Origin of the sequence: Streptomyces olivaceus, assembly GCF_000721235.1 — a bacterium.
In the GTDB taxonomy this organism is placed as follows: domain Bacteria; phylum Actinomycetota; class Actinomycetes; order Streptomycetales; family Streptomycetaceae; genus Streptomyces; species Streptomyces olivaceus.
Genome location: NZ_JOFH01000010.1, coordinates 177,589 through 195,795, shown reverse-complemented (window position 1 = coordinate 195,795; position 18,207 = coordinate 177,589). Strand labels below are relative to the sequence as shown.

Sequence of the window (18,207 nt, the reverse complement as noted above, 5' to 3'; positions counted from 1 at the left end):
CCGCAATGGCTGCATACCTACAATCACCACCGCGGACACACCGCGCTGAAAGGGCAACCACCCGCCAGCCGCGTCCCCAACCTCACGAGTCAGTACACCAGCCGCCCCGCCCGGGCGGCGGGACGGACCGGAACGGGACGGCTGCCGTCCTGCTCTTCCCCCCCCTCCCGCTCTACTCCCAGTCCTCGGGCTCCTGCTCGGGCCAGTCGTCCTCGCCGGAGTGGGGCGCGGGCCCGGCGCCCGGGCCGGCCGCGGGCGTCGAGGCGGCGGACGGCCCCTCCAGTCCCGCCAGCACCGCCACCACGCCCTCCCCGTACGTCGCCAGCTTCTTCTCGCCCACCCCGCTGATGCCCCCGAGCTGCCCGACCGAGGTGGGCCACACGGTGGCGATCTCCCGGAGGGTGGCGTCGTGGAAGATGACGTACGCCGGTACGCCCTGCTCACGGGCCTGTTCCGCGCGCCAGGCGCGCAGCGCCTCGAAGGCGGGGGCCAGTTCCGCGGGCAGCTCGGCCGCCGCCGCCTTGGCCTTGCGCTCGCCGCGACCGCCGCCCGCCGACCTGGCCGTGGCGGGCTTCTTGGGCTCCTTGCGCAGCGGGACCTCTCGCTCGCGCCGCAGCACCGTCCCGCTGGCCTCGGTCAGCACCAGCGTGCCGTACTCCCCCTCGACGGCGAGCAGTCCCTGGGCCAGCAGCTGCCGGGCGACGCCGCGCCACTCGGTCTCGGTCAGTTCCTCGCCGATGCCGAACACGGAGAGCTGGTCGTGGTCGAACTGGATGACCTTGGCGGTGCGCTTGCCGAGCAGGATGTCGATGATCTGTCCGGCGCCGAACTTCTGTCCGCGCTCCCGCTTCAGCCGCACCACCGTCGACAGCACCTTCTGCGCCGCCACCGTGCCGTCCCAGGTCTCGGGCGGGGTCAGGCAGGAGTCGCAGTTGCCGCAGCCGGCCGGGTCCGGATCCTGTCCGAAGTAGGCCAGGAGCTGGCCGCGGCGGCAGTGGACGGTCTCGCACAGGGCCAGCATGGCGTCCAGGTGGGACTGGGCCCGGCGGCGGAACGCCTCGTCGCCCTCGCCGGACTGGATCAGTTTGCGCTGCTGTATGACGTCGTTGAGTCCGTACGCCATCCAGGCCGTCGAGGGCAGTCCGTCCCGGCCCGCGCGGCCGGTCTCCTGGTAGTAGCCCTCGACGGACTTGGGCAGGTCGAGGTGGGCGACGAAGCGTACGTCGGGCTTGTCGATGCCCATGCCGAAGGCGATGGTCGCCACGACGACCAGGCCCTCCTCGCGCAGGAACCTCGACTGGTGTGCCGCGCGGGTGCCCGCGTCCAGGCCCGCGTGGTACGGGACGGCCTCGACGCCGTTGCGCGAGAGGAACTCGGCGGTCTTCTCCACCGAGTTGCGCGAGAGGCAGTAGACGATGCCCGCGTCGCCCGGGTGCTCCTCGCGCAGGAAGCTCAGCAACTGCTTCTTGGGGTCGGTCTTCGACACGATCCGGTACTGGATGTTCGGCCGGTCGAAGCTGGCCACGAAGTGCCGTGCCGACGGCATGTTCAGCCGCTCGGTGATCTCGCGGTGGGTGGCGTGCGTGGCCGTCGCCGTGAGCGCGAGGCGGGGCACGTCCGGCCAGCGCTCGCCGAGCAGCGACAGAGCGAGGTAGTCGGGCCGGAAGTCGTGGCCCCACTGCGAGACGCAGTGCGCCTCGTCGATGGCGAAGAGGGAGATCTTGCCGCGCGAGAGCAGGTCGAGCGTGCCCTCCAGGCGCAGCCGCTCGGGCGCCAGGTACAGCAGGTCCAGCTCTCCGGCGAGGAACTCGGCCTCCACCACGCGCCGCTCGTCGAAGTCCTGCGTGGAGTTCATGAACCCGGCGCGCACGCCGAGCGCCCGCAGGGCGTCGACCTGGTCCTGCATCAGCGCGATCAGCGGCGAGACCACGATGCCCGTGCCGGGCCTGACCAGGGACGGAATCTGGTAGCACAGGGACTTGCCGCCGCCGGTCGGCATGAGTACGACGGCGTCGCCGCCGGCCACCACGTGGTCGACGACCGCTTCCTGCTCGCCGCGGAACGCCTCGTACCCGAAGACCCGGTGCAGCGTGGCCAGTGCCTCGCTGCCCCCGTCCCCCACCTGCGCCGTCTCTGCCATCTCGCCGATCACGCCGTCCCGCCCATCCTCTGGTCCCCGTACGTACTGCCTCGCCCGTCCGGTCACTCACGTCTGTCCGGCCCGTCCTGCCCCGGCCACTGCATCAACGATAGGGGCCCGCACCGACAGCCTCGGAGTTGTCCACAGGGTTCACCCGTCACAGACGTGCGGGTGCTGCGCCGAAGGCTGTGGCCCGGCACCCTGCGAAAAGGGTGCCGGGCCACAGCCCCGAAGCTGCGGGCGCCGCGTCAGCGTACGAACACTCCCGCCTGGCCGGCCAGGTCGAGGAAGTACTGCGGCGCCACGCCGAGCACCACCGTGACCGCCACGCCGACGCCGATCGCCGTCATCGTCAGCGGGGACGGCACCGCGACCGTCGGTCCCTCCGGGCGCGGCTCGCTGAAGAACATGAGCACGATCACCCGGATGTAGAAGAACGCGGCGATCGCCGACGAGATCACACCGATCACGACCAGCGGGGCCGCGCCGCCCTCCGCGGCCGCCTTGAAGACGGCGAACTTGCCGGAGAACCCGGAGGTCAGCGGGATGCCGGCGAAGGCCAGCAGGAACACCGCGAACACGGCCGCGACCAGCGGCGACCTGCGGCCGAGCCCGGCCCACTTCGACAGGTGCGTCGCCTCGCCGCCCGCGTCGCGCACCAGCGTCACCACCGCGAAGGCGCCGATGGTGACGAAGGAGTACGCGGCCAGGTAGAAGAGGACGGACGAGATGCCCTCCGGCGTGGTCGCGATGACACCGGCGAGGATGAAGCCGGCGTGCGCGATCGACGAGTACGCCAGCAGGCGCTTGATGTCGGTCTGGGTGATCGCGACGATCGCGCCGGCCAGCATGGTGACGATCGCCACCGCCCACATCACCGGCCGCCAGTCCCAGCGCAGGCCCGGCAGCACGACGTAGAGGATGCGGAGCAGGGCGCCGAAGGCGGCCACCTTGGTCGCCGCCGCCATGAACCCGGTCACCGGCGTCGGCGCGCCCTGGTACACGTCCGGCGTCCACATGTGGAACGGCACCGCGCCCACCTTGAACAGCAGGCCCATGACGAGCAGCGCGGAGCCGACGAGCAGCAGCGCGTCGTTGCCCATGGTGTCGGCGAGCGCCGGCGTCACGGTCGGCACGGTGCCGTCGACGACCTGCGCGATCGTGCCGTACGACATGGAGCCCGCGTAGCCGTAGAGCAGGGCGATGCCGAACAGGGTGAAGGCCGAGGCGAACGCGCCGAGGAGGAAGTACTTGACCGCCGCCTCCTGCGACATGAGCCGCTTGCGGCGGGCCAGCGCGCACAGCAGGTAGAGCGGGAGGGAGAGGACCTCCAGGGCCACGAAGAGCGTCAGCAGGTCGTTGGCCGCCGGGAAGACCAGCATGCCGGCGACCGCGAAGAGCAGGAGCGGGAACACCTCCGTGGTGGTGAAGCCGGCCTTGACCGCCTTCTGCTCGCTCTCGCTGCCGGGTACGGCGGCGGCCTGCGCGGCGAAGGAGTCGACGCGGCTGCCGTGGGCCTCCGGGTCGAGCCGCCGCTCGGCGAAGGTGAACAGGCCGACCAGCGCCACCAGCAGGATGGTGCCCTGCAGGAAGAGGGCGGGCCCGTCGACGGCGATCGCGCCCATGGCCGCGATGCCCGCCTTGGTCGTGCCGTATCCGCCCGCCGCCAGCGCGACGACCGCGGCGAAGGCGGCGATCAGCGCGACGACGGAGAGGAACATCTGCGCGTAGTAGCGGGCGCGGCGCGGCACGAAGGCCTCGACCAGGATCCCGACGACCGCCGCGCCGATGATGATCAGGGTGGGCGCCAGCTGGCCGTACTCGATCTTCGGCGCGTCGATCCTGCCGATCGGGTCGGCTGCCGTCGCCGCCGTTGTCCACAGGCTGTGGACGGCTGTTGCGCTCACTTGGCCGCCTCCACCTCAGGCTGGGGGTCCTTCTTGTGTACGTCGGACATGGTCTGCTCCACCGCGGGGTTGACGATGTCCGTGACGGGCTTCGGGAAGACGCCCAGGAAGATCAGCAGCGCCACCAGCGGCGCCACGACCACCAGCTCCCGCACCCGCAGGTCGGGCATGGCCGACACCTCGGGTTTCACCGGGCCCGTCATCGTCCGCTGGTAGAGGACGAGGGTGTAGAGCGCGGCGAGGACGATGCCCAGCGTGGCGATGATGCCGATCACCGGATACCGCGTGAACGTGCCGACCAGGACCAGGAACTCACTGACGAAGGGCGCCAGGCCCGGCAGCGACAGGGTCGCGAGGCCGCCGATCAGGAACGTGCCGGCGAGCACCGGGGCGACCTTCTGCACACCGCCGAAGTCGGCGATGAGCCGCGAGCCGCGCCGCGAGATCAGGAACCCGGCGATCAGCATCAGCACGGCGGTCGAGATGCCGTGGTTGACCATGTACAGCGTGGCGCCGGACTGGCCCTGGCTGGTCATCGCGAAGATGCCCATGATGATGAAGCCGAAGTGCGAGATCGACGCGTAGGCGATCAGCCGCTTGATGTCGCGCTGGCCGACCGCCAGCAGCGCCCCGTAGATGATGCTGACGACCGCCAGGACCAGGACGACCGGCGTCGCCCACTTGCTGGCCTCCGGGAAGAGCTGGAGGCAGAAGCGGAGCATCGCGAAGGTGCCGACCTTGTCGACGACCGCCGTGATGAGCACGGCGACCGGCGCGGTCGACTCCCCCATGGCGTTGGGCAGCCAGGTGTGCAGCGGGAACAGCGGCGCCTTCACCGCGAAGGCGAAGAAGAAGCCGAGGAAGAGCCAGCGCTCGGTGCTGGTCGCCATGTCCAGCTCACCGCTCGCCCGGGCCTGGGCGATCTCCGTGAGCGAGAAGTTCCCGGCGACCACGTAGAGACCGATCACCGCGGCCAGCATGATCAGGCCGCCGGCCAGGTTGTAGAGCAGGAACTTCACGGCGGCGTAGGACCGCTGGGTCGCCGCCGTCTTCTCGCCGTGCTGGTGGGCCCGGTCCCCGAAGCCGCCGATCAGGAAGTACAGCGGGATCAGCATGGCTTCGAAGAAGATGTAGAAGAGGAAGACGTCGGTGGCCTCGAAGGAGATGATCACCATCGCCTCGACGGCCAGGATCAGGGCGAAGAAGCCCTGCGTCGGCCGCCACCGGCTGCTGCCGGTCTCCAGCGGATCGGCGTCGTGCCAGCCCGCGAGGATGATGAACGGGATCAGCAGCGCGGTCAGCGCGATCAGCGCCACCGCGATGCCGTCCACGCCCAGTTCGTACCGGACGCCGAAGTCGGCGATCCAGGAGTGGGACTCGGTGAGCTGGTAGCGGTCGCCACCGGGGTCGAAGCGGACCAGGACCGTGACCGCCAGCGCGAGCGTGGCCAGCGAGACCAGCAGCGCCAGCCACTTGGCCGCGGTGCGTCGCGCGGCCGGCACGGCGGCCGTGGCGATCGCCCCGACGGCCGGGAGGGCCGCCGTGACTGTCAGCAGGGGAAAGGACATCGGTATCAGACCGCCCTCATCAGCAGGGTCGCGGCGACGAGGAGCGCCGCACCGCCGAACATCGAGACCGCGTACGAGCGCGCGAAGCCGTTCTGCAGCTTGCGCATCCGCCCGGACAGGCCGCCGACCGAGGCCGCCGTGCCGTTGACGACTCCGTCGACCAGGGTGTGGTCGACGTAGACCAGGGACCGCGTGAGGTGCTCGCCGCCGCGGACCAGGACGACGTGGTTGAAGTCGTCCTGCAGCAGGTCGCGGCGGGCGGCCCGGGTGAGCAGCGACCCGCGCGGGGCGACGGCCGGGACCGGGCGGCGCCCGTACTGCGCCCAGGCGATCGCGACGCCGACGACCATGCAGACCACCGTCGCCCCCGTGACCACCCCCGCGCTGATCGGCGCGTGCCCGTGGTCGTGCCCGGTGATGGGCTCCAGCCAGTGCAGGAAGCGGTCGCCGATGCTGAAGAAGGCACCGCCCGCGACCGATCCGACGGCCAGCACGATCATCGGGATGGTCATGAGGCCCGGCGACTCGTGCGGGTGCGGCGGTTCGTACGTGCCGCGGGTCTCGGCGGCGGGCTCCACGTCGGGCTTGGCGGGCGACGGCGTCGGGGCGTTGCGCCAGCGCTCCTCGCCGAAGAACGTCATCAGCATCACGCGCGTCATGTAGTACGCCGTGAGGGCCGCGCCCAGCAGGGCGCAGGCGCCGAGGATCCAGCCCTCAGTGCCGCCCTTGGCGAACGCCGCCTCGATGATCTTGTCCTTGGAGAAGAAGCCGGACAGGCCCGGGAAGCCGATGATGGCGAGGTAGCCGAGGCCGAAGGTGACGAAGGTGACCGGCATGTACTTGCGCAGTCCGCCGTAGCGGCGCATGTCGACCTCGTCGTTCATGCCGTGCATGACGGAGCCGGCGCCGAGGAACAGCCCGGCCTTGAAGAAGCCGTGCGTCACCAGGTGCATGATCGCGAAGACGTAGCCGATCGGGCCGAGGCCCGCGGCAAGCACCATGTAGCCGATCTGCGACATCGTCGAGCCGGCCAGCGCCTTCTTGATGTCGTCCTTGGCGCAACCGACGATCGCACCGAAGAGCAGCGTGACCGCGCCGACGATGGTGACCACCAGCTGGGCGTCCGGCGCGCCGTTGAAGATCGCGCCGGACCGGACGATCAGGTACACGCCCGCCGTCACCATGGTCGCGGCGTGGATGAGGGCCGAGACCGGGGTCGGGCCCTCCATCGCGTCACCGAGCCAGGACTGCAGCGGCACCTGGGCGGACTTGCCGCAGGCGGCGAGCAGCAGCATCAGGGCGATCGCGGTGAGCTTGCCCTCGTCCGCCCCGCTCGCGAGTCCGGCCTCCCCGTGGCCGCCGAGCACCGGCCCGAAGGCGAAGGTGCCGAACCACAGGAACATCAGCATGATCGCGATGGACAGGCCCATGTCGCCGACGCGGTTGACCAGGAAGGCCTTCTTCGCGGCCGTGGCGGCGCTGGGCTTGTGCTGCCAGAAGCCGATCAGCAGGTAGGAGGCGAGACCGACGCCCTCCCAGCCGACGTACAGCAGCAGGTAGTTGTCGGCGAGGACGAGGATCAGCATCGCCGCGAGGAACAGGTTCAGGTAGCCGAAGAAGCGGCGGCGCCGCTCGTCGTGCTCCATGTACGCGACCGAGTACAGGTGGATGAGCGAGCCGACGCCGGTGATCAGCAGGACGAACGTCATCGACAGCTGGTCGAGCCGGAAGGCGACGTCGGCCTGGAACCCCTCCACCGGGATCCAGCTGAACAGGTGCTGCGTCAGGGTCCGGTCCTCGGCGCCGCTGCCGAGCAGGTCGGCGAAGAGCACGGCGCCGATCACGAAGGACACGGCGGCCAGCAGCGTGCCGATCCAGTGGCCGACGGCGTCCAGCCGGCGTCCGCCGCACAGCAGGACCACAGCTCCGAGCAGGGGCGCCGCCACCAGCAGCGCAATCAGGTTCTCCACTTCAGCCCCTCACAGCTTCATCAGGCTGGCGTCGTCGACCGAGGCCGAGTGGCGGGAACGGAACAGGGACACGATGATCGCGAGTCCGACCACGACCTCCGCGGCGGCGACGACCATCGTGAAGAAGGCGATGATCTGCCCGTCCAGGTTTCCGTGCAGCCGGGAGAAGGCGACGAACGCGAGGTTGCAGGCGTTGAGCATCAGCTCGACGCACATGAAGACCACGATCGCGTTGCGCCGGATCAGCACGCCCGTGGCGCCGATCGTGAAGAGCAGGGCCGCGAGATACAGGTAGTTGACCGGGTTCACTTCGACGCCTCCTCGGACCTCTTGGCGCCGGACCCCTCGGAGTCCGCCGGAGCCGGCATCCCGCGCTCCAGGCGCTCCCCGGCCCGCTGTTCCAGCGCCTTCAGGTCGCCCAGCGCCTCCATGGACACGTCCCGGATCTGGCCCCGCTCGCGCAGCGTCTTGCTGACGGTCAGCTCGGACGGGGTGCCGTCGGGCAGCAGGCCGGCGATGTCGACCGCGTTGTGCCGGGCGTAGACGCCGGGTGCGGGCAGCGGCGGCAGGTACTTGCCCTCGCGCAGACGCTTCTCGGACAGCTCGCGCTGGGTCGCCGCCCGCTCGGTGCGCTCGCGGTGGGTGAGCACCATGGCGCCGACGGCGGCCGTGATGAGCAGCGCGCCGGTGATCTCGAAGGCGAAGACGTACTTGGTGAAGATGAGGGACGCCAGGCCCTCCACGTTGCCGTTCGCGTTCGCCTGGCCGAGGCCGGTGAACTCGCCGACGGAGGCGTTGCCGATGCCCCCGACCAGGAGGATGCCGAAGCCGAGCCCGGACAGCAGGGCCAGCCAGCGCTGGCCCTTGATGGTCTCCTTCAGGGAGTCCGCCGCGGTGACGCCGACGAGCATCACCACGAACAGGAACAGCATCATGATGGCGCCGGTGTAGACGACGATCTGCACGATGCCGAGGAAGTAGGCGCCGTTGGCGAGGTAGAACACCGCCAGGACGATCATGGTTCCGGCGAGGCAGAGCGCGCTGTGCACGGCCTTCTTCATGAAGACGGTGCACAGGGCGCCGATCACCGCGACCGTGCCGAGGATCCAGAACTGGACGGCCTCCCCGGTGGAGGTGCCGGCGGAGAGCGTCATCGCCGCCGCGAGCTGCGCGCTCATCGGCGGATCACCTCCTCGGACGCCGGTTCCTCGGGACCGAAGGTGGACTCGGCCTCCTGGACGACCTCTCCCTCGGAGTGGGCCGCCTGCTGGACCGTGCCGGGCGCGGCCTCGGTCACCAGGCCCCGGTAGTAGTCCTGCTCGTCCGTGCCCGGGTAGATGGCGTGCGGCGAGTCGACCATGCCCTCCTCCAGGCCGGCGAGCAGCTGGTCCTTGGTGAAGATGAGGTTGGCACGGCTGGAGTCGGCCAGCTCGAACTCGTTGGTCATCGTCAGCGCGCGCGTGGGGCACGCCTCGATGCACAGGCCGCACAGGATGCAGCGGGCGTAGTTGATCTGGTAGACGCGGCCGTAGCGCTCGCCCGGCGAGTAGCGCTCCTCGTCGGTGTTGTCCGCGCCCTCGACGTAGATCGCGTCGGCGGGGCAGGCCCAGGCGCACAGCTCGCAGCCGACGCACTTCTCCAGGCCGTCCGGATGGCGGTTGAGCTGGTGCCGTCCGTGGAAGCGGGGAGCGGTGGTCTTCTTCTGCTCCGGGTACTGCTCGGTCAGCCGCTTCTTGAACATGGCCTTGAAGGTCACGCCGAAGCCGGCCACGGGGTTCATGAAACCGGGATCGGTCCCCTTGGGTTGCACGGGTTCCTTGTGCCCCTTGTCCCGCTGGTTCTCCACGTGTTCCGCGTGTCCCGCGTGCTCTGCGTTCTTCTTGTGTCCCTCAGCCATCGGACGCCTCCTTTCCATCCGTAGATCCGCTCACAGGTCCGTCACTCCGAGTATCGGGCCCACCACTGACAATCAGCTCCCGCTCCCGGCGGGGGCGGCGCCTGGGCACCGGCGGCAACTGCTGCCCGGGCAGGGGCGGTACGGGGAATCCGCCGGCCATCGGGTCGAAGGCGGCCCGGTCCTCGTCGGCCCGGTCGGCCTCCGCGCCCTTGTCGCCCTTGTCGCGGAACATGTCCGCGAGGAAGGACAACAGCAGCAGGACCAGCACGCCGCCGGCGATGTAGAGGGCGATGTCCGTGAAGTCGTAGCCCTCGTTCCTGAGGGCCCGCACGGTGGCGACGCACATCAGCCAGACCAGGGAGACCGGGATGAGGACCTTCCAGCCGAGCTTCATCAGCTGGTCGTAGCGGACCCGGGGCAGGGTGCCGCGCAGCCAGATGAAGAAGAACAGCAGCAGCTGGACCTTGACCACGAACCAGAGCAGCGGCCACCAGCCGTGGTTGGCGCCCTCCCAGAAGGTGCTGATCGGCCAGGGAGCCCGCCAGCCGCCGAGGAACAGCGTGGTGGCGACCGCCGAGACCGTCACCATGTTCACGTACTCGGCGAGCATGAACATCGCGAACTTGATCGACGAGTACTCGGTGTTGAAGCCGCCCACCAGGTCGCCCTCGGACTCGGGCATGTCGAAGGGGGCGCGGTTGGTCTCGCCGACCATCGTGACGATGTAGAGGATGAAGGAGACCGGCAGCAGCACGATGTACCAGCGGTCGTTCTGCTGGGCGACGATCTCCGAGGTGGACATCGAGCCGGAGTAGAGGAAGACCGAGGCGAACGCGGCGCCCATCGCGATCTCGTAGGAGATCATCTGCGCGCAGGAGCGCAGTCCGCCGAGCAGCGGGTACGTCGAGCCCGAGCTCCAGCCGGCCAGCACGATGCCGTAGATGCCGACCGAGGCGACGGCCAGGATGAACAGCATCGCGATCGGCAGGTCGGTGAGCTGCATGGCGGTGCGGTGGCCGAAGATCGAGATCTCGTTGCCGGCCGGTCCGAAGGGGATCACCGCGATCGCCATGAAGGCCGGGACGGCCGCGACGACCGGGGCGAGGACGTACACCGCCTTGTCGGCGCGTTTGACGATGACGTCTTCCTTGAGCATCAGCTTGATGCCGTCGGCGAGCGACTGGAGCAGGCCCCAGGGGCCGTGCCGGTTCGGGCCGATGCGCAGCTGCATCCAGGCGACGACCTTGCGCTCCCACACGATGGCGAACAGCACCGTCACCATCAGGAAGGCGAAGCAGAACACCGCCTTGACGACGACCAGCCACCAGGGGTCGGTGCCGAACATCGAGAGGTCTTCAGCGGCGAGGTGCGGGCTCATGCCTCCACCTCCTTGGGGGCCTCGCCGGCGGAGGTCGCCGGACCGATGCGGACGAGGGTGCCGGGCAGCGCACCGGCGTCGGAGGCGACACCGGAGCCGGCCGAGTTCAGCGGGAGCCAGACCACCCGGTCGGGCATCTCGGTCACCTGGAGCGGCAGTTCGACGGCTCCGCCGGGACCGGTCACGGCGAGGACGTCGCCGTCCTTGACCCCGGCCTCGGCGGCCGTGGCGGCCGACACGCGCGCGCGTGCGGCGTGCCGGGTGCCGGCGAGCGCCTCGTCGCCCTGCTGGAGCAGGCCCCGGTCGAGCAGCAGGCGGTGCCCGGCCAGTACGGCCTCTCCGGCGGCCGGCCGGGGCAGCGCGCTCGCGGTCTGCAGCGGCTCACCGGCCCGCGGCCCGTCCCAGGCGCCGAGCCGGTCGATCTCCGCGCGCGTGGTGCGCAGGTCCGGCAGGCCGAGGTGTACGTCCATGGCGTCGGCCAGCATCTGCAGGACGCGGGCGTCGGCGGGCGCGAGGCGGCGGGTCATCTGGTCCGGCTTGAGCGCGGCCTCGAACAGACGCGCCCTGCCTTCCCAGTTGAGGAACGTGCCGGGCTTCTCGGCGACCGCGGCGACGGGCAGGACCACGTCGGCGCGCTCGGTGACCTCGCTGGGCCGCAGCTCCAGCGACACCACGAAACCGGCCTCGTCGAGTGCCGCACGCGCGCGCGTGGGGTCGGGCAGGTCGGCGACCTCGACGCCCGCCACCAGCAGCGCCTGCAGTTCGCCCCGGGCCGCGGCCTCGACGATCTCGCCGGTGTCGCGGCCGTAGCGGTGCGGAAGGTCGGCCAGGCCCCACAGGGTGGCGACCTCCTCACGCGCGCGGGGGTCGGTCGCCGGGCGTCCGCCGGGCAGCAGCGACGGCAGCGCGCCCGCCTCGATCGCGCCGCGCTCCCCGGCCCGGCGCGGGATCCACGCCAGGCGGGCGCCGGTCGCGGCGGAGGTGCGTACGGCGGAGGTGAGACCGCCGGCCACGGACGCCAGCCGCTCGCCGACGACGATCACGGAACCCTCGGCGCGCAGTGCCTCGGCCGCCTGGGCGCCGCCCTCCTCCAGGCCGACGCCGCTCGCGAGGGCGTCCAGCCACTCGGTCTCGGTGCCGGGGGCGGCGGGGAGCAGGGTGCCGCCCGCCTTCTCCAGGCCCCGCGTGGCGTGCGTGGCCAGGGCGAAGACCTTCTGCCCGTGCTTGCGCCAGGCCTTGCGCAGCCGGAGGAAGACTCCGGGCGCCTCCTCCTCGGCCTCGAAGCCGACCAGCAGGACGGCGGGCGCCTTCTCCAGCGCGGTGTAGGTGACACCCTTACCGTCGAGGTCCCGGCCGCGTCCGGCGATCCGGGCGGCCAGGAAGTCGGCCTCCTCGGCGCTGTGCACGCGCGCGCGGAAGTCGATGTCGTTGGTTTCGAGCGCCACGCGCGCGAACTTGCTGTACGCGTAGGCGTCCTCGACGGTCAGCCGCCCGCCGGTCAGGACGCCGGTGCGGCCCCTGGAGGCCAGCAGCCCCTGGGCGGCGATCTGCAGGGCCTCGGGCCAGGAGGCCGGCTGCAGGTCGCCCTCCGGGCTGCGCACCAGCGGGGTGGTGAGCCGGTCCCGCTGCTGGGCGTACCGGAACCCGAAGCGCCCCTTGTCGCAGATCCACTCCTCGTTGACCTCGGGCTCGTTGGCCGCAAGGCGCCGCATGACCTTGCCGCGCCGGTGGTCGGTGCGGGTCGCGCAGCCGCCGGAGCAGTGTTCGCACACGGACGGCGAGGAGATCAGGTCGAAGGGCCGGGAGCGGAACCGGTAGGCCGCCGAGGTGAGCGCGCCGACCGGGCAGATCTGGATGGTGTTGCCGGAGAAGTACGACTCGAAGGGGTCGCCCTCGCCGGTGCCGACCTGCTGGAGCGCGCCGCGCTCGATCAGCTCGATCATCGGGTCGCCCGCGACCTGGTTGGAGAACCGGGTGCAGCGGGCGCACAGCACGCAGCGCTCGCGGTCGAGCAGCACCTGCGTGGAGATCGGCACCGGCTTCTCGTAGGTCCGCTTCCTGCCCTCGAAGCGGGAGTCGGCCTGGCCGTGCGACATCGCCTGGTTCTGCAGGGGGCACTCGCCGCCCTTGTCGCAGACCGGGCAGTCCAGCGGGTGGTTGATGAGCAGCAGCTCCATCACGCCGTGCTGGGCCTTCTCGGCGACGGGCGAGGTGAGCTGGGTCTTCACCACCATCCCGTCGGTGCAGGTGATGGTGCAGGACGCCATCGGCTTGCGCTGGCCCTCGACCTCGACGATGCACTGGCGGCAGGCGCCGGCCGGGTCGAGGAGGGGGTGGTCGCAGAACCGGGGGATCTCGATGCCGAGCTGCTCGGCGGCCCGGATGACCAGGGTGCCCTTGGGCACGCTGATCTCGGCGCCGTCGATCGTCAGCGAGACGAGGTCCTCCGGCGGGACCGCCGCCTCTCCCCCGCCGGAGGGAGCGCTGGTGGTCACAGTCATGCGTTCACCTCCGTACGGTGGTCGGCCCAGGCCGTCGACCTGGCCGGGTCGAAGGGGCAGCCGCGGCCCGTGATGTGCTCCTCGTACTCCTCGCGGAAGTACTTCAGCGAGGAGAAGATCGGCGAGGCGGCACCGTCGCCGAGGGCGCAGAAGGACTTGCCGTTGATGTTGTCGGCGATGTCGTTCAGCTTGTCGAGGTCGGACATCTGTCCCTTGCCCGCCTCGATGTCGCGCAGCAACTGGACGAGCCAGTACGTGCCTTCGCGGCAGGGTGTGCACTTGCCGCAGGACTCGTGGGCGTAGAACTCGGTCCAGCGGGTGACGGCGCGCACGACGCAGGTCGTCTCGTCGAAGCACTGGAGCGCCTTCGTGCCGAGCATGGAACCGGCGGCGCCCACTCCCTCGTAGTCGAGGGGGACGTCGAGGTGCTCGTCGGTGAACATCGGCGTCGAGGAGCCGCCGGGCGTCCAGAACTTGAGGCGGTGGCCGGGTCGCATGCCGCCGCTCATGTCGAGGAGCTGGCGCAGCGTGATGCCGAGCGGTGCCTCGTACTGGCCGGGGCCCGCGACGTGGCCGCTGAGGGAGTAGAGCGTGAAGCCCGGGGACTTCTCGCTGCCCATCGACCGGAACCAGTCTTTGCCCCTGTTGAGGATCGCGGGAACCGAAGCGATCGATTCGACGTTGTTCACCACAGTCGGGCACGCGTAGAGGCCCGCGACGGCAGGGAAGGGGGGACGGAGCCGCGGTTGACCCCGGCGGCCTTCGAGCGAGTCGAGCAGTGCGGTCTCCTCACCGCAGATGTACGCGCCGGCGCCGGCGTGCACGGTGAGTTCCAGGTCGAGCCCGCTGCCCAGGATGTTCTCGCCGAGGAAGCCGGCCTCACGGGCCTCGCGCACGGCCTCGTGCAGTCGCCGCAGCACTGGGACGACTTCACCGCGCAGGTAGATGAAGGCGTGCGAAGACCTGATGGCGTAACACGCGATGACGATGCCCTCGATGAGGCTGTGCGGGTTCGCGAAGAGGAGCGGGATGTCCTTGCAGGTCCCCGGCTCCGATTCGTCGGCGTTGACAACAAGATAGTGAGGCTTGCCGTCCCCCTGCGGAATGAACTGCCACTTCATCCCCGTCGGGAACCCGGCGCCACCGCGTCCGCGCAGACCGGACTCCTTGACGTAGGCGATCAGGTCGTCCGGCGCCATGGCCAGCGCCTTGCGGAGCCCCTCGTACCCCTCGTGCCTCCGGTAGACGTCGAGAGTCCAGGACTCCTCCTCGTCCCAGAAGGCCGACAGCACGGGTGCGAGCAGTTTCTCCGGGCTGCTGCCCTTGATCTCGGCTGCCACGGTCATCACTCCCCCTCCTCGGCGGCAGGCCCTGCCGGGTTGGCGGGGTCGGACGCCGATGTGTCCTGCGGCGCGTCGTGCGAGCTGAGGTGTTCCGTCGGGGACGGGTCGTGCACGTCCCGGTCCTGCGGCGCGTCGTGCGGTCCGCCGTCCCGCGGGTGTACGACGCGTGCGGCGGGCACCTCGCCCTTGGCCAGCTTCAGCCCGGCCAGGGAGGCGGGTCCCGCGCTGCCGCCGGCCGCGACGGCGCCGTCCCGCTCGTCGGGGAAGCCCGCCAGGATTCGGGCGGTCTCCTTGAAGGTGCACACCGGCGCCCCGCGCGTGGGCGTCACCGGCCGGCCCGCGCGCAGGTCGTCGACGAGGCCGCGGGCGCTCGCGGGGGTCTGGTCGTCGAAGAACTCCCAGTTGACCATCACCACGGGGGCGAAGTCGCAGGCCGCGTTGCACTCGATGTGCTCCAGGGTGACCTTGCCGTCCTCGGTGGTCTCGCCGTTGCCGACGCCCAGGTGCTCCTGCAGGGACTCGAAGATGGCGTCGCCGCCCATGACCGCGCACAGCGTGTTGGTGCAGACGCCTACCTGGTAGTCGCCGCTCGGCCGGCGCCGGTACATGGTGTAGAAGGTGGCGACCGCGGTGACCTCGGCGGTGGTGAGGCCCAGCATGTCCGCGCAGAACTGCATCCCAGTGCGCGTGACGTGCCCCTCCTGCGACTGCACGAGGTGCAGCAGCGGCAGGAGGGCGGACCTGGAGTCCGGGTAGCGGGCGATGACCTCGCGCGCGTCGGTCTCCAGCCGGGCCCGGACGTCGTCCGGGTAGGCGGGCGCGGGCAGTTCCGGCATGCCCAGGCTGACGCCCCGCTCCGAAGAAGAGGTGGTCACCGGTCGACGCCTCCCATCACGGGGTCGATGGAGGCCACCGCGACGATGACGTCGGCGACCTGGCCGCCCTCGCACATCGCCGCCATGGCCTGCAGGTTGGTGAAGGACGGATCGCGGAAGTGGACCCGGAAGGGACGGGTGCCGCCGTCGGAGACGACGTGCACGCCCAGTTCGCCCTTGGGCGACTCGACGGCCACGTACGTCTGTCCCGGTGGCACGCGGAAACCCTCGGTGACCAGCTTGAAGTGGTGGATCAGGGCCTCCATGGAAGTGCCCATGATCTTCTTGATGTGGTCGAGGGAGTTGCCGAGGCCGTCCGGCCCCAGGGCGAGCTGGGCGGGCCAGGCGATCTTCTTGTCGGCGACCATGACCGGGCCGGGCTCCAGCCGGTCCAGGCACTGCTCGATGATGCGCAGCGACTGGCGCATCTCCTCCAGCCGGATCAGGAAGCGGCCGTAGGAGTCGCAGGTGTCGGCGGTCGGGACGTCGAAGTCGTAGGTCTCGTAGCCGCAGTACGGCTGGGTCTTGCGCAGGTCGTGCGGGAGGCCCGCGGACCTGAGGACCGGTCCGGTGGCGCCGAGGGCCATGCAGCCGGCCAGGTCGAGGTAGCCGACGTCCTGCATGCGGGCCTTGAAGATGGGGTTCCCGGTGAACAGCTTGTCGTACTCCGGGAGGTTCTTCTTCATCTTCTTCACGAACTCGCGCATCTGGTCCACCGCGCCCGGCGGCAGGTCCTGGGCGAGGCCGCCCGGCCGGATGAACGCGTGGTTCATCCGCAGGCCGGTGATCAGCTCGAAGATGTCGAGAACCAGTTCACGATCGCGGAACCCGTAGATCATGACCGTGGTGGCGCCCAGCTCCATGCCGCCGGTGGCGACGCACACCAGGTGCGAGGAGAGCCGGTTCAGCTCCATCAGCAGGACCCGGATGACCGAGGCCCGGTCCGGGATGTCGTCCTCGATGCCGAGGAGCTTCTCGACGCCCAGGCAGTACGCCGCCTCGTTGTAGAACGGCGTCAGGTAGTCCATGCGCGTCACGAACGTGGTGCCCTGCGTCCAGGTCCGGTACTCGAGGTTCTTCTCGATGCCGGTGTGCAGGTAGCCGATGCCGCAGCGGGCCTCGGTGACCGTCTCGCCGTCGATCTCCAGGATGAGGCGGAGCACGCCGTGCGTGGACGGGTGCTGCGGTCCCATGTTGACGACGATGCGCTCGTCGTCGGCGCGGGCGGCGGACTGGACGACCTCGTCCCAGTCACCGCCGGTGACCGTGTAGACGGTGCCTTCGGTCGTCTCCCTGGGGGAGGCGTGGGAAGTGCTCACGAGTACGACCTCCGCTGGTCCGGAGCCGGGATCTGGGCGCCCTTGTACTCGACGGGGATGCCGCCGAGGGGGTAGTCCTTGCGCTGCGGAAAGCCCTGCCAGTCGTCCGGCATCATGATCCGCGTCAGGGCCGGGTGACCGTCGAAGACGATGCCGAAGAAGTCGTACGTCTCGCGCTCGTGCCAGTCGTTGGTCGGGTAGACGGCGAACAGCGACGGGATGTGCGGGTCGCTGTCGGGCGCGCTGACCTCCAGGCGGATCAGCCGGTTGTGGGTGATCGAGCGCAGGTGGTAGACGGCGTGCAGCTCGCGGCCCTTGTCGTGCGGGTAGTGGACGCCGCTGACGCCGGTGCACAGTTCGAAGCGCAGGGCCGGGTCGTCGCGCAGGGTGCGGGCGACGCGTTCCAGGTGTTCGCGCTCGATGTGGAAGGTCAGTTCGTCGCGGTCGACGACCGTCTTCCCGATCGCGTTGTCGGGCAGCAGTCCCTGCTCCTCCAGCGCGCCCTCCAGCTCGTCGGCGACCTCGTCGAACCATCCGCCGTAGGGCCTGCTCGCCGGTCCGGGCAGCCGGACGGAGCGGACCAGGCCGCCGTAGCCGGAGGTGTCGCCGCCGTTGTTGGCGCCGAACATGCCGCGCTGGACGCGGATCTCCTCGCCGCCCTGGCCGCGCTGACCCGGGAGGTTCTCCGCGGACAGGTCCTTCTCGGGGTTCACCCCGTCCGCGTCACCCGCGCTCTTGTCGGCGTCGCTCACCGCAGCAGCCCCTTCATCTCGATCGTGGGCAGGGCCTTGAGCGCCGCCTCCTCCGCCTCGCGGGCCGCTTCCTCCGCGTTCACCCCGAGCTTGGAGCCCTGGATCTTCTGGTGGAGCTTGAGGATCGCGTCCATCAGCATCTCGGGCCGCGGCGGGCAGCCGGGCAGGTAGATGTCGACGGGGACGACGTGGTCGACGCCCTGGACGATGGCGTAGTTGTTGAACATGCCGCCCGAGGAGGCGCAGACCCCCATGGAGATCACCCACTTCGGGTTCGGCATCTGGTCGTAGACCTGCCGCAGCACCGGCGCCATCTTCTGGCTGACCCGGCCCGCGACGATCATCAGGTCCGCCTGCCGCGGCGATCCGCGGAAGACCTCCATGCCGAAGCGCGCCAGGTCGTAGCGGCCGGCGCCGGTGGTCATCATCTCGATGGCACAGCAGGCGAGGCCGAACGTGGCCGGGAAGACGGACGACTTGCGCACCCAGCCCGCGGCCTGCTCGACGGTGGTCAGCAGGAAGCCGCTCGGCAGTTTTTCTTCGAGTCCCATGTCAAA

At 70.3% G+C, this 18,207-nt stretch carries 14 protein-coding genes and 1 pseudogene; 1 reads left to right on the top strand and 14 read right to left on the bottom strand.

Going from position 1 to position 18,207, the window contains the following annotated elements:
• A pseudogene (locus IG94_RS41700) lies at positions 1-99 on the top strand (IS481 family transposase); the annotation flags it as partial.
• Positions 100-172: 73 nt separating this feature from the next.
• On the opposite strand, the gene recQ reads toward IG94_RS41700, so the two are convergent.
• The 14 genes from recQ to IG94_RS0113600 form a co-directional block, all read right to left on the bottom strand.
• The gene (recQ, locus tag IG94_RS0113665; protein ID WP_031035183.1) at positions 173-2,140 is read right to left on the bottom strand and encodes a DNA helicase RecQ; all 1,968 of its coding nucleotides are present in this window, start codon (positions 2,138-2,140) and stop codon (positions 173-175) included.
• 248 nt (positions 2,141-2,388) lie between these two features.
• Positions 2,389-4,047, bottom strand: a complete 1,659-nt coding sequence (gene nuoN, locus IG94_RS0113660; protein WP_031035182.1) for an NADH-quinone oxidoreductase subunit NuoN — start codon at positions 4,045-4,047, stop codon at positions 2,389-2,391.
• A complete protein-coding gene (locus IG94_RS0113655; protein WP_031035180.1) occupies positions 4,044-5,615 on the bottom strand; it encodes an NADH-quinone oxidoreductase subunit M in 1,572 nt (523 codons plus the stop codon). The genes nuoN and IG94_RS0113655 overlap by 4 nt, the downstream gene beginning before the upstream one ends.
• A gap of 5 nt (positions 5,616-5,620) precedes the next feature.
• A complete protein-coding gene (gene nuoL / locus IG94_RS0113650; RefSeq protein ID WP_031035177.1) occupies positions 5,621-7,585 on the bottom strand; it encodes an NADH-quinone oxidoreductase subunit L in 1,965 nt (654 codons plus the stop codon).
• 9 nt (positions 7,586-7,594) lie between these two features.
• Positions 7,595-7,894, bottom strand: a complete 300-nt coding sequence (nuoK, locus tag IG94_RS0113645; protein WP_006133113.1) for an NADH-quinone oxidoreductase subunit NuoK — start codon at positions 7,892-7,894, stop codon at positions 7,595-7,597.
• On the bottom strand, positions 7,891-8,763 hold the full coding sequence (locus IG94_RS0113640) for an NADH-quinone oxidoreductase subunit J (RefSeq protein WP_031035174.1): 873 nt from the start codon (positions 8,761-8,763) through the stop codon (positions 7,891-7,893). Before IG94_RS0113640 ends, nuoK begins: the two co-directional genes overlap by 4 nt.
• The gene (gene nuoI, locus IG94_RS0113635; RefSeq protein ID WP_051159445.1) at positions 8,760-9,365 is read right to left on the bottom strand and encodes an NADH-quinone oxidoreductase subunit NuoI; all 606 of its coding nucleotides are present in this window, start codon (positions 9,363-9,365) and stop codon (positions 8,760-8,762) included. Before nuoI ends, IG94_RS0113640 begins: the two co-directional genes overlap by 4 nt.
• Positions 9,366-9,474: 109 nt before the next feature.
• Positions 9,475-10,860: an NADH-quinone oxidoreductase subunit NuoH gene (nuoH, locus tag IG94_RS0113630; protein ID WP_031035172.1), complete on the bottom strand. Its 1,386-nt coding sequence runs from the start codon at positions 10,858-10,860 to the stop codon at positions 9,475-9,477.
• Positions 10,857-13,361 (bottom strand): NADH-quinone oxidoreductase subunit G, encoded by a 2,505-nt coding sequence (locus tag IG94_RS0113625; protein ID WP_031035170.1) that lies wholly within the window; start codon positions 13,359-13,361, stop codon positions 10,857-10,859. The genes nuoH and IG94_RS0113625 overlap by 4 nt, the downstream gene beginning before the upstream one ends.
• On the bottom strand, positions 13,358-14,710 hold the full coding sequence (nuoF, locus tag IG94_RS0113620) for an NADH-quinone oxidoreductase subunit NuoF (protein WP_194276441.1): 1,353 nt from the start codon (positions 14,708-14,710) through the stop codon (positions 13,358-13,360). The genes IG94_RS0113625 and nuoF overlap by 4 nt, the downstream gene beginning before the upstream one ends.
• Positions 14,707-15,579 (bottom strand): NADH-quinone oxidoreductase subunit NuoE, encoded by an 873-nt coding sequence (gene nuoE, locus IG94_RS0113615; protein WP_031035168.1) that lies wholly within the window; start codon positions 15,577-15,579, stop codon positions 14,707-14,709. The genes nuoF and nuoE overlap by 4 nt, the downstream gene beginning before the upstream one ends.
• Positions 15,576-16,898, bottom strand: a complete 1,323-nt coding sequence (locus IG94_RS0113610; RefSeq protein WP_031035166.1) for an NADH-quinone oxidoreductase subunit D — start codon at positions 16,896-16,898, stop codon at positions 15,576-15,578. The genes nuoE and IG94_RS0113610 overlap by 4 nt, the downstream gene beginning before the upstream one ends.
• Entirely contained in the window at positions 16,895-17,650 is a 756-nt protein-coding gene (locus IG94_RS0113605) for an NADH-quinone oxidoreductase subunit C (protein WP_031035165.1), read from the bottom strand. Before IG94_RS0113605 ends, IG94_RS0113610 begins: the two co-directional genes overlap by 4 nt.
• Positions 17,647-18,201 carry a NuoB/complex I 20 kDa subunit family protein gene (locus IG94_RS0113600; RefSeq protein ID WP_031035164.1) on the bottom strand — a complete coding sequence of 185 codons (555 nt, stop codon included), beginning with the start codon at positions 18,199-18,201 and terminating at the stop codon, positions 17,647-17,649. Before IG94_RS0113600 ends, IG94_RS0113605 begins: the two co-directional genes overlap by 4 nt.
• Positions 18,202-18,207: the final 6 nt, after the last annotated feature.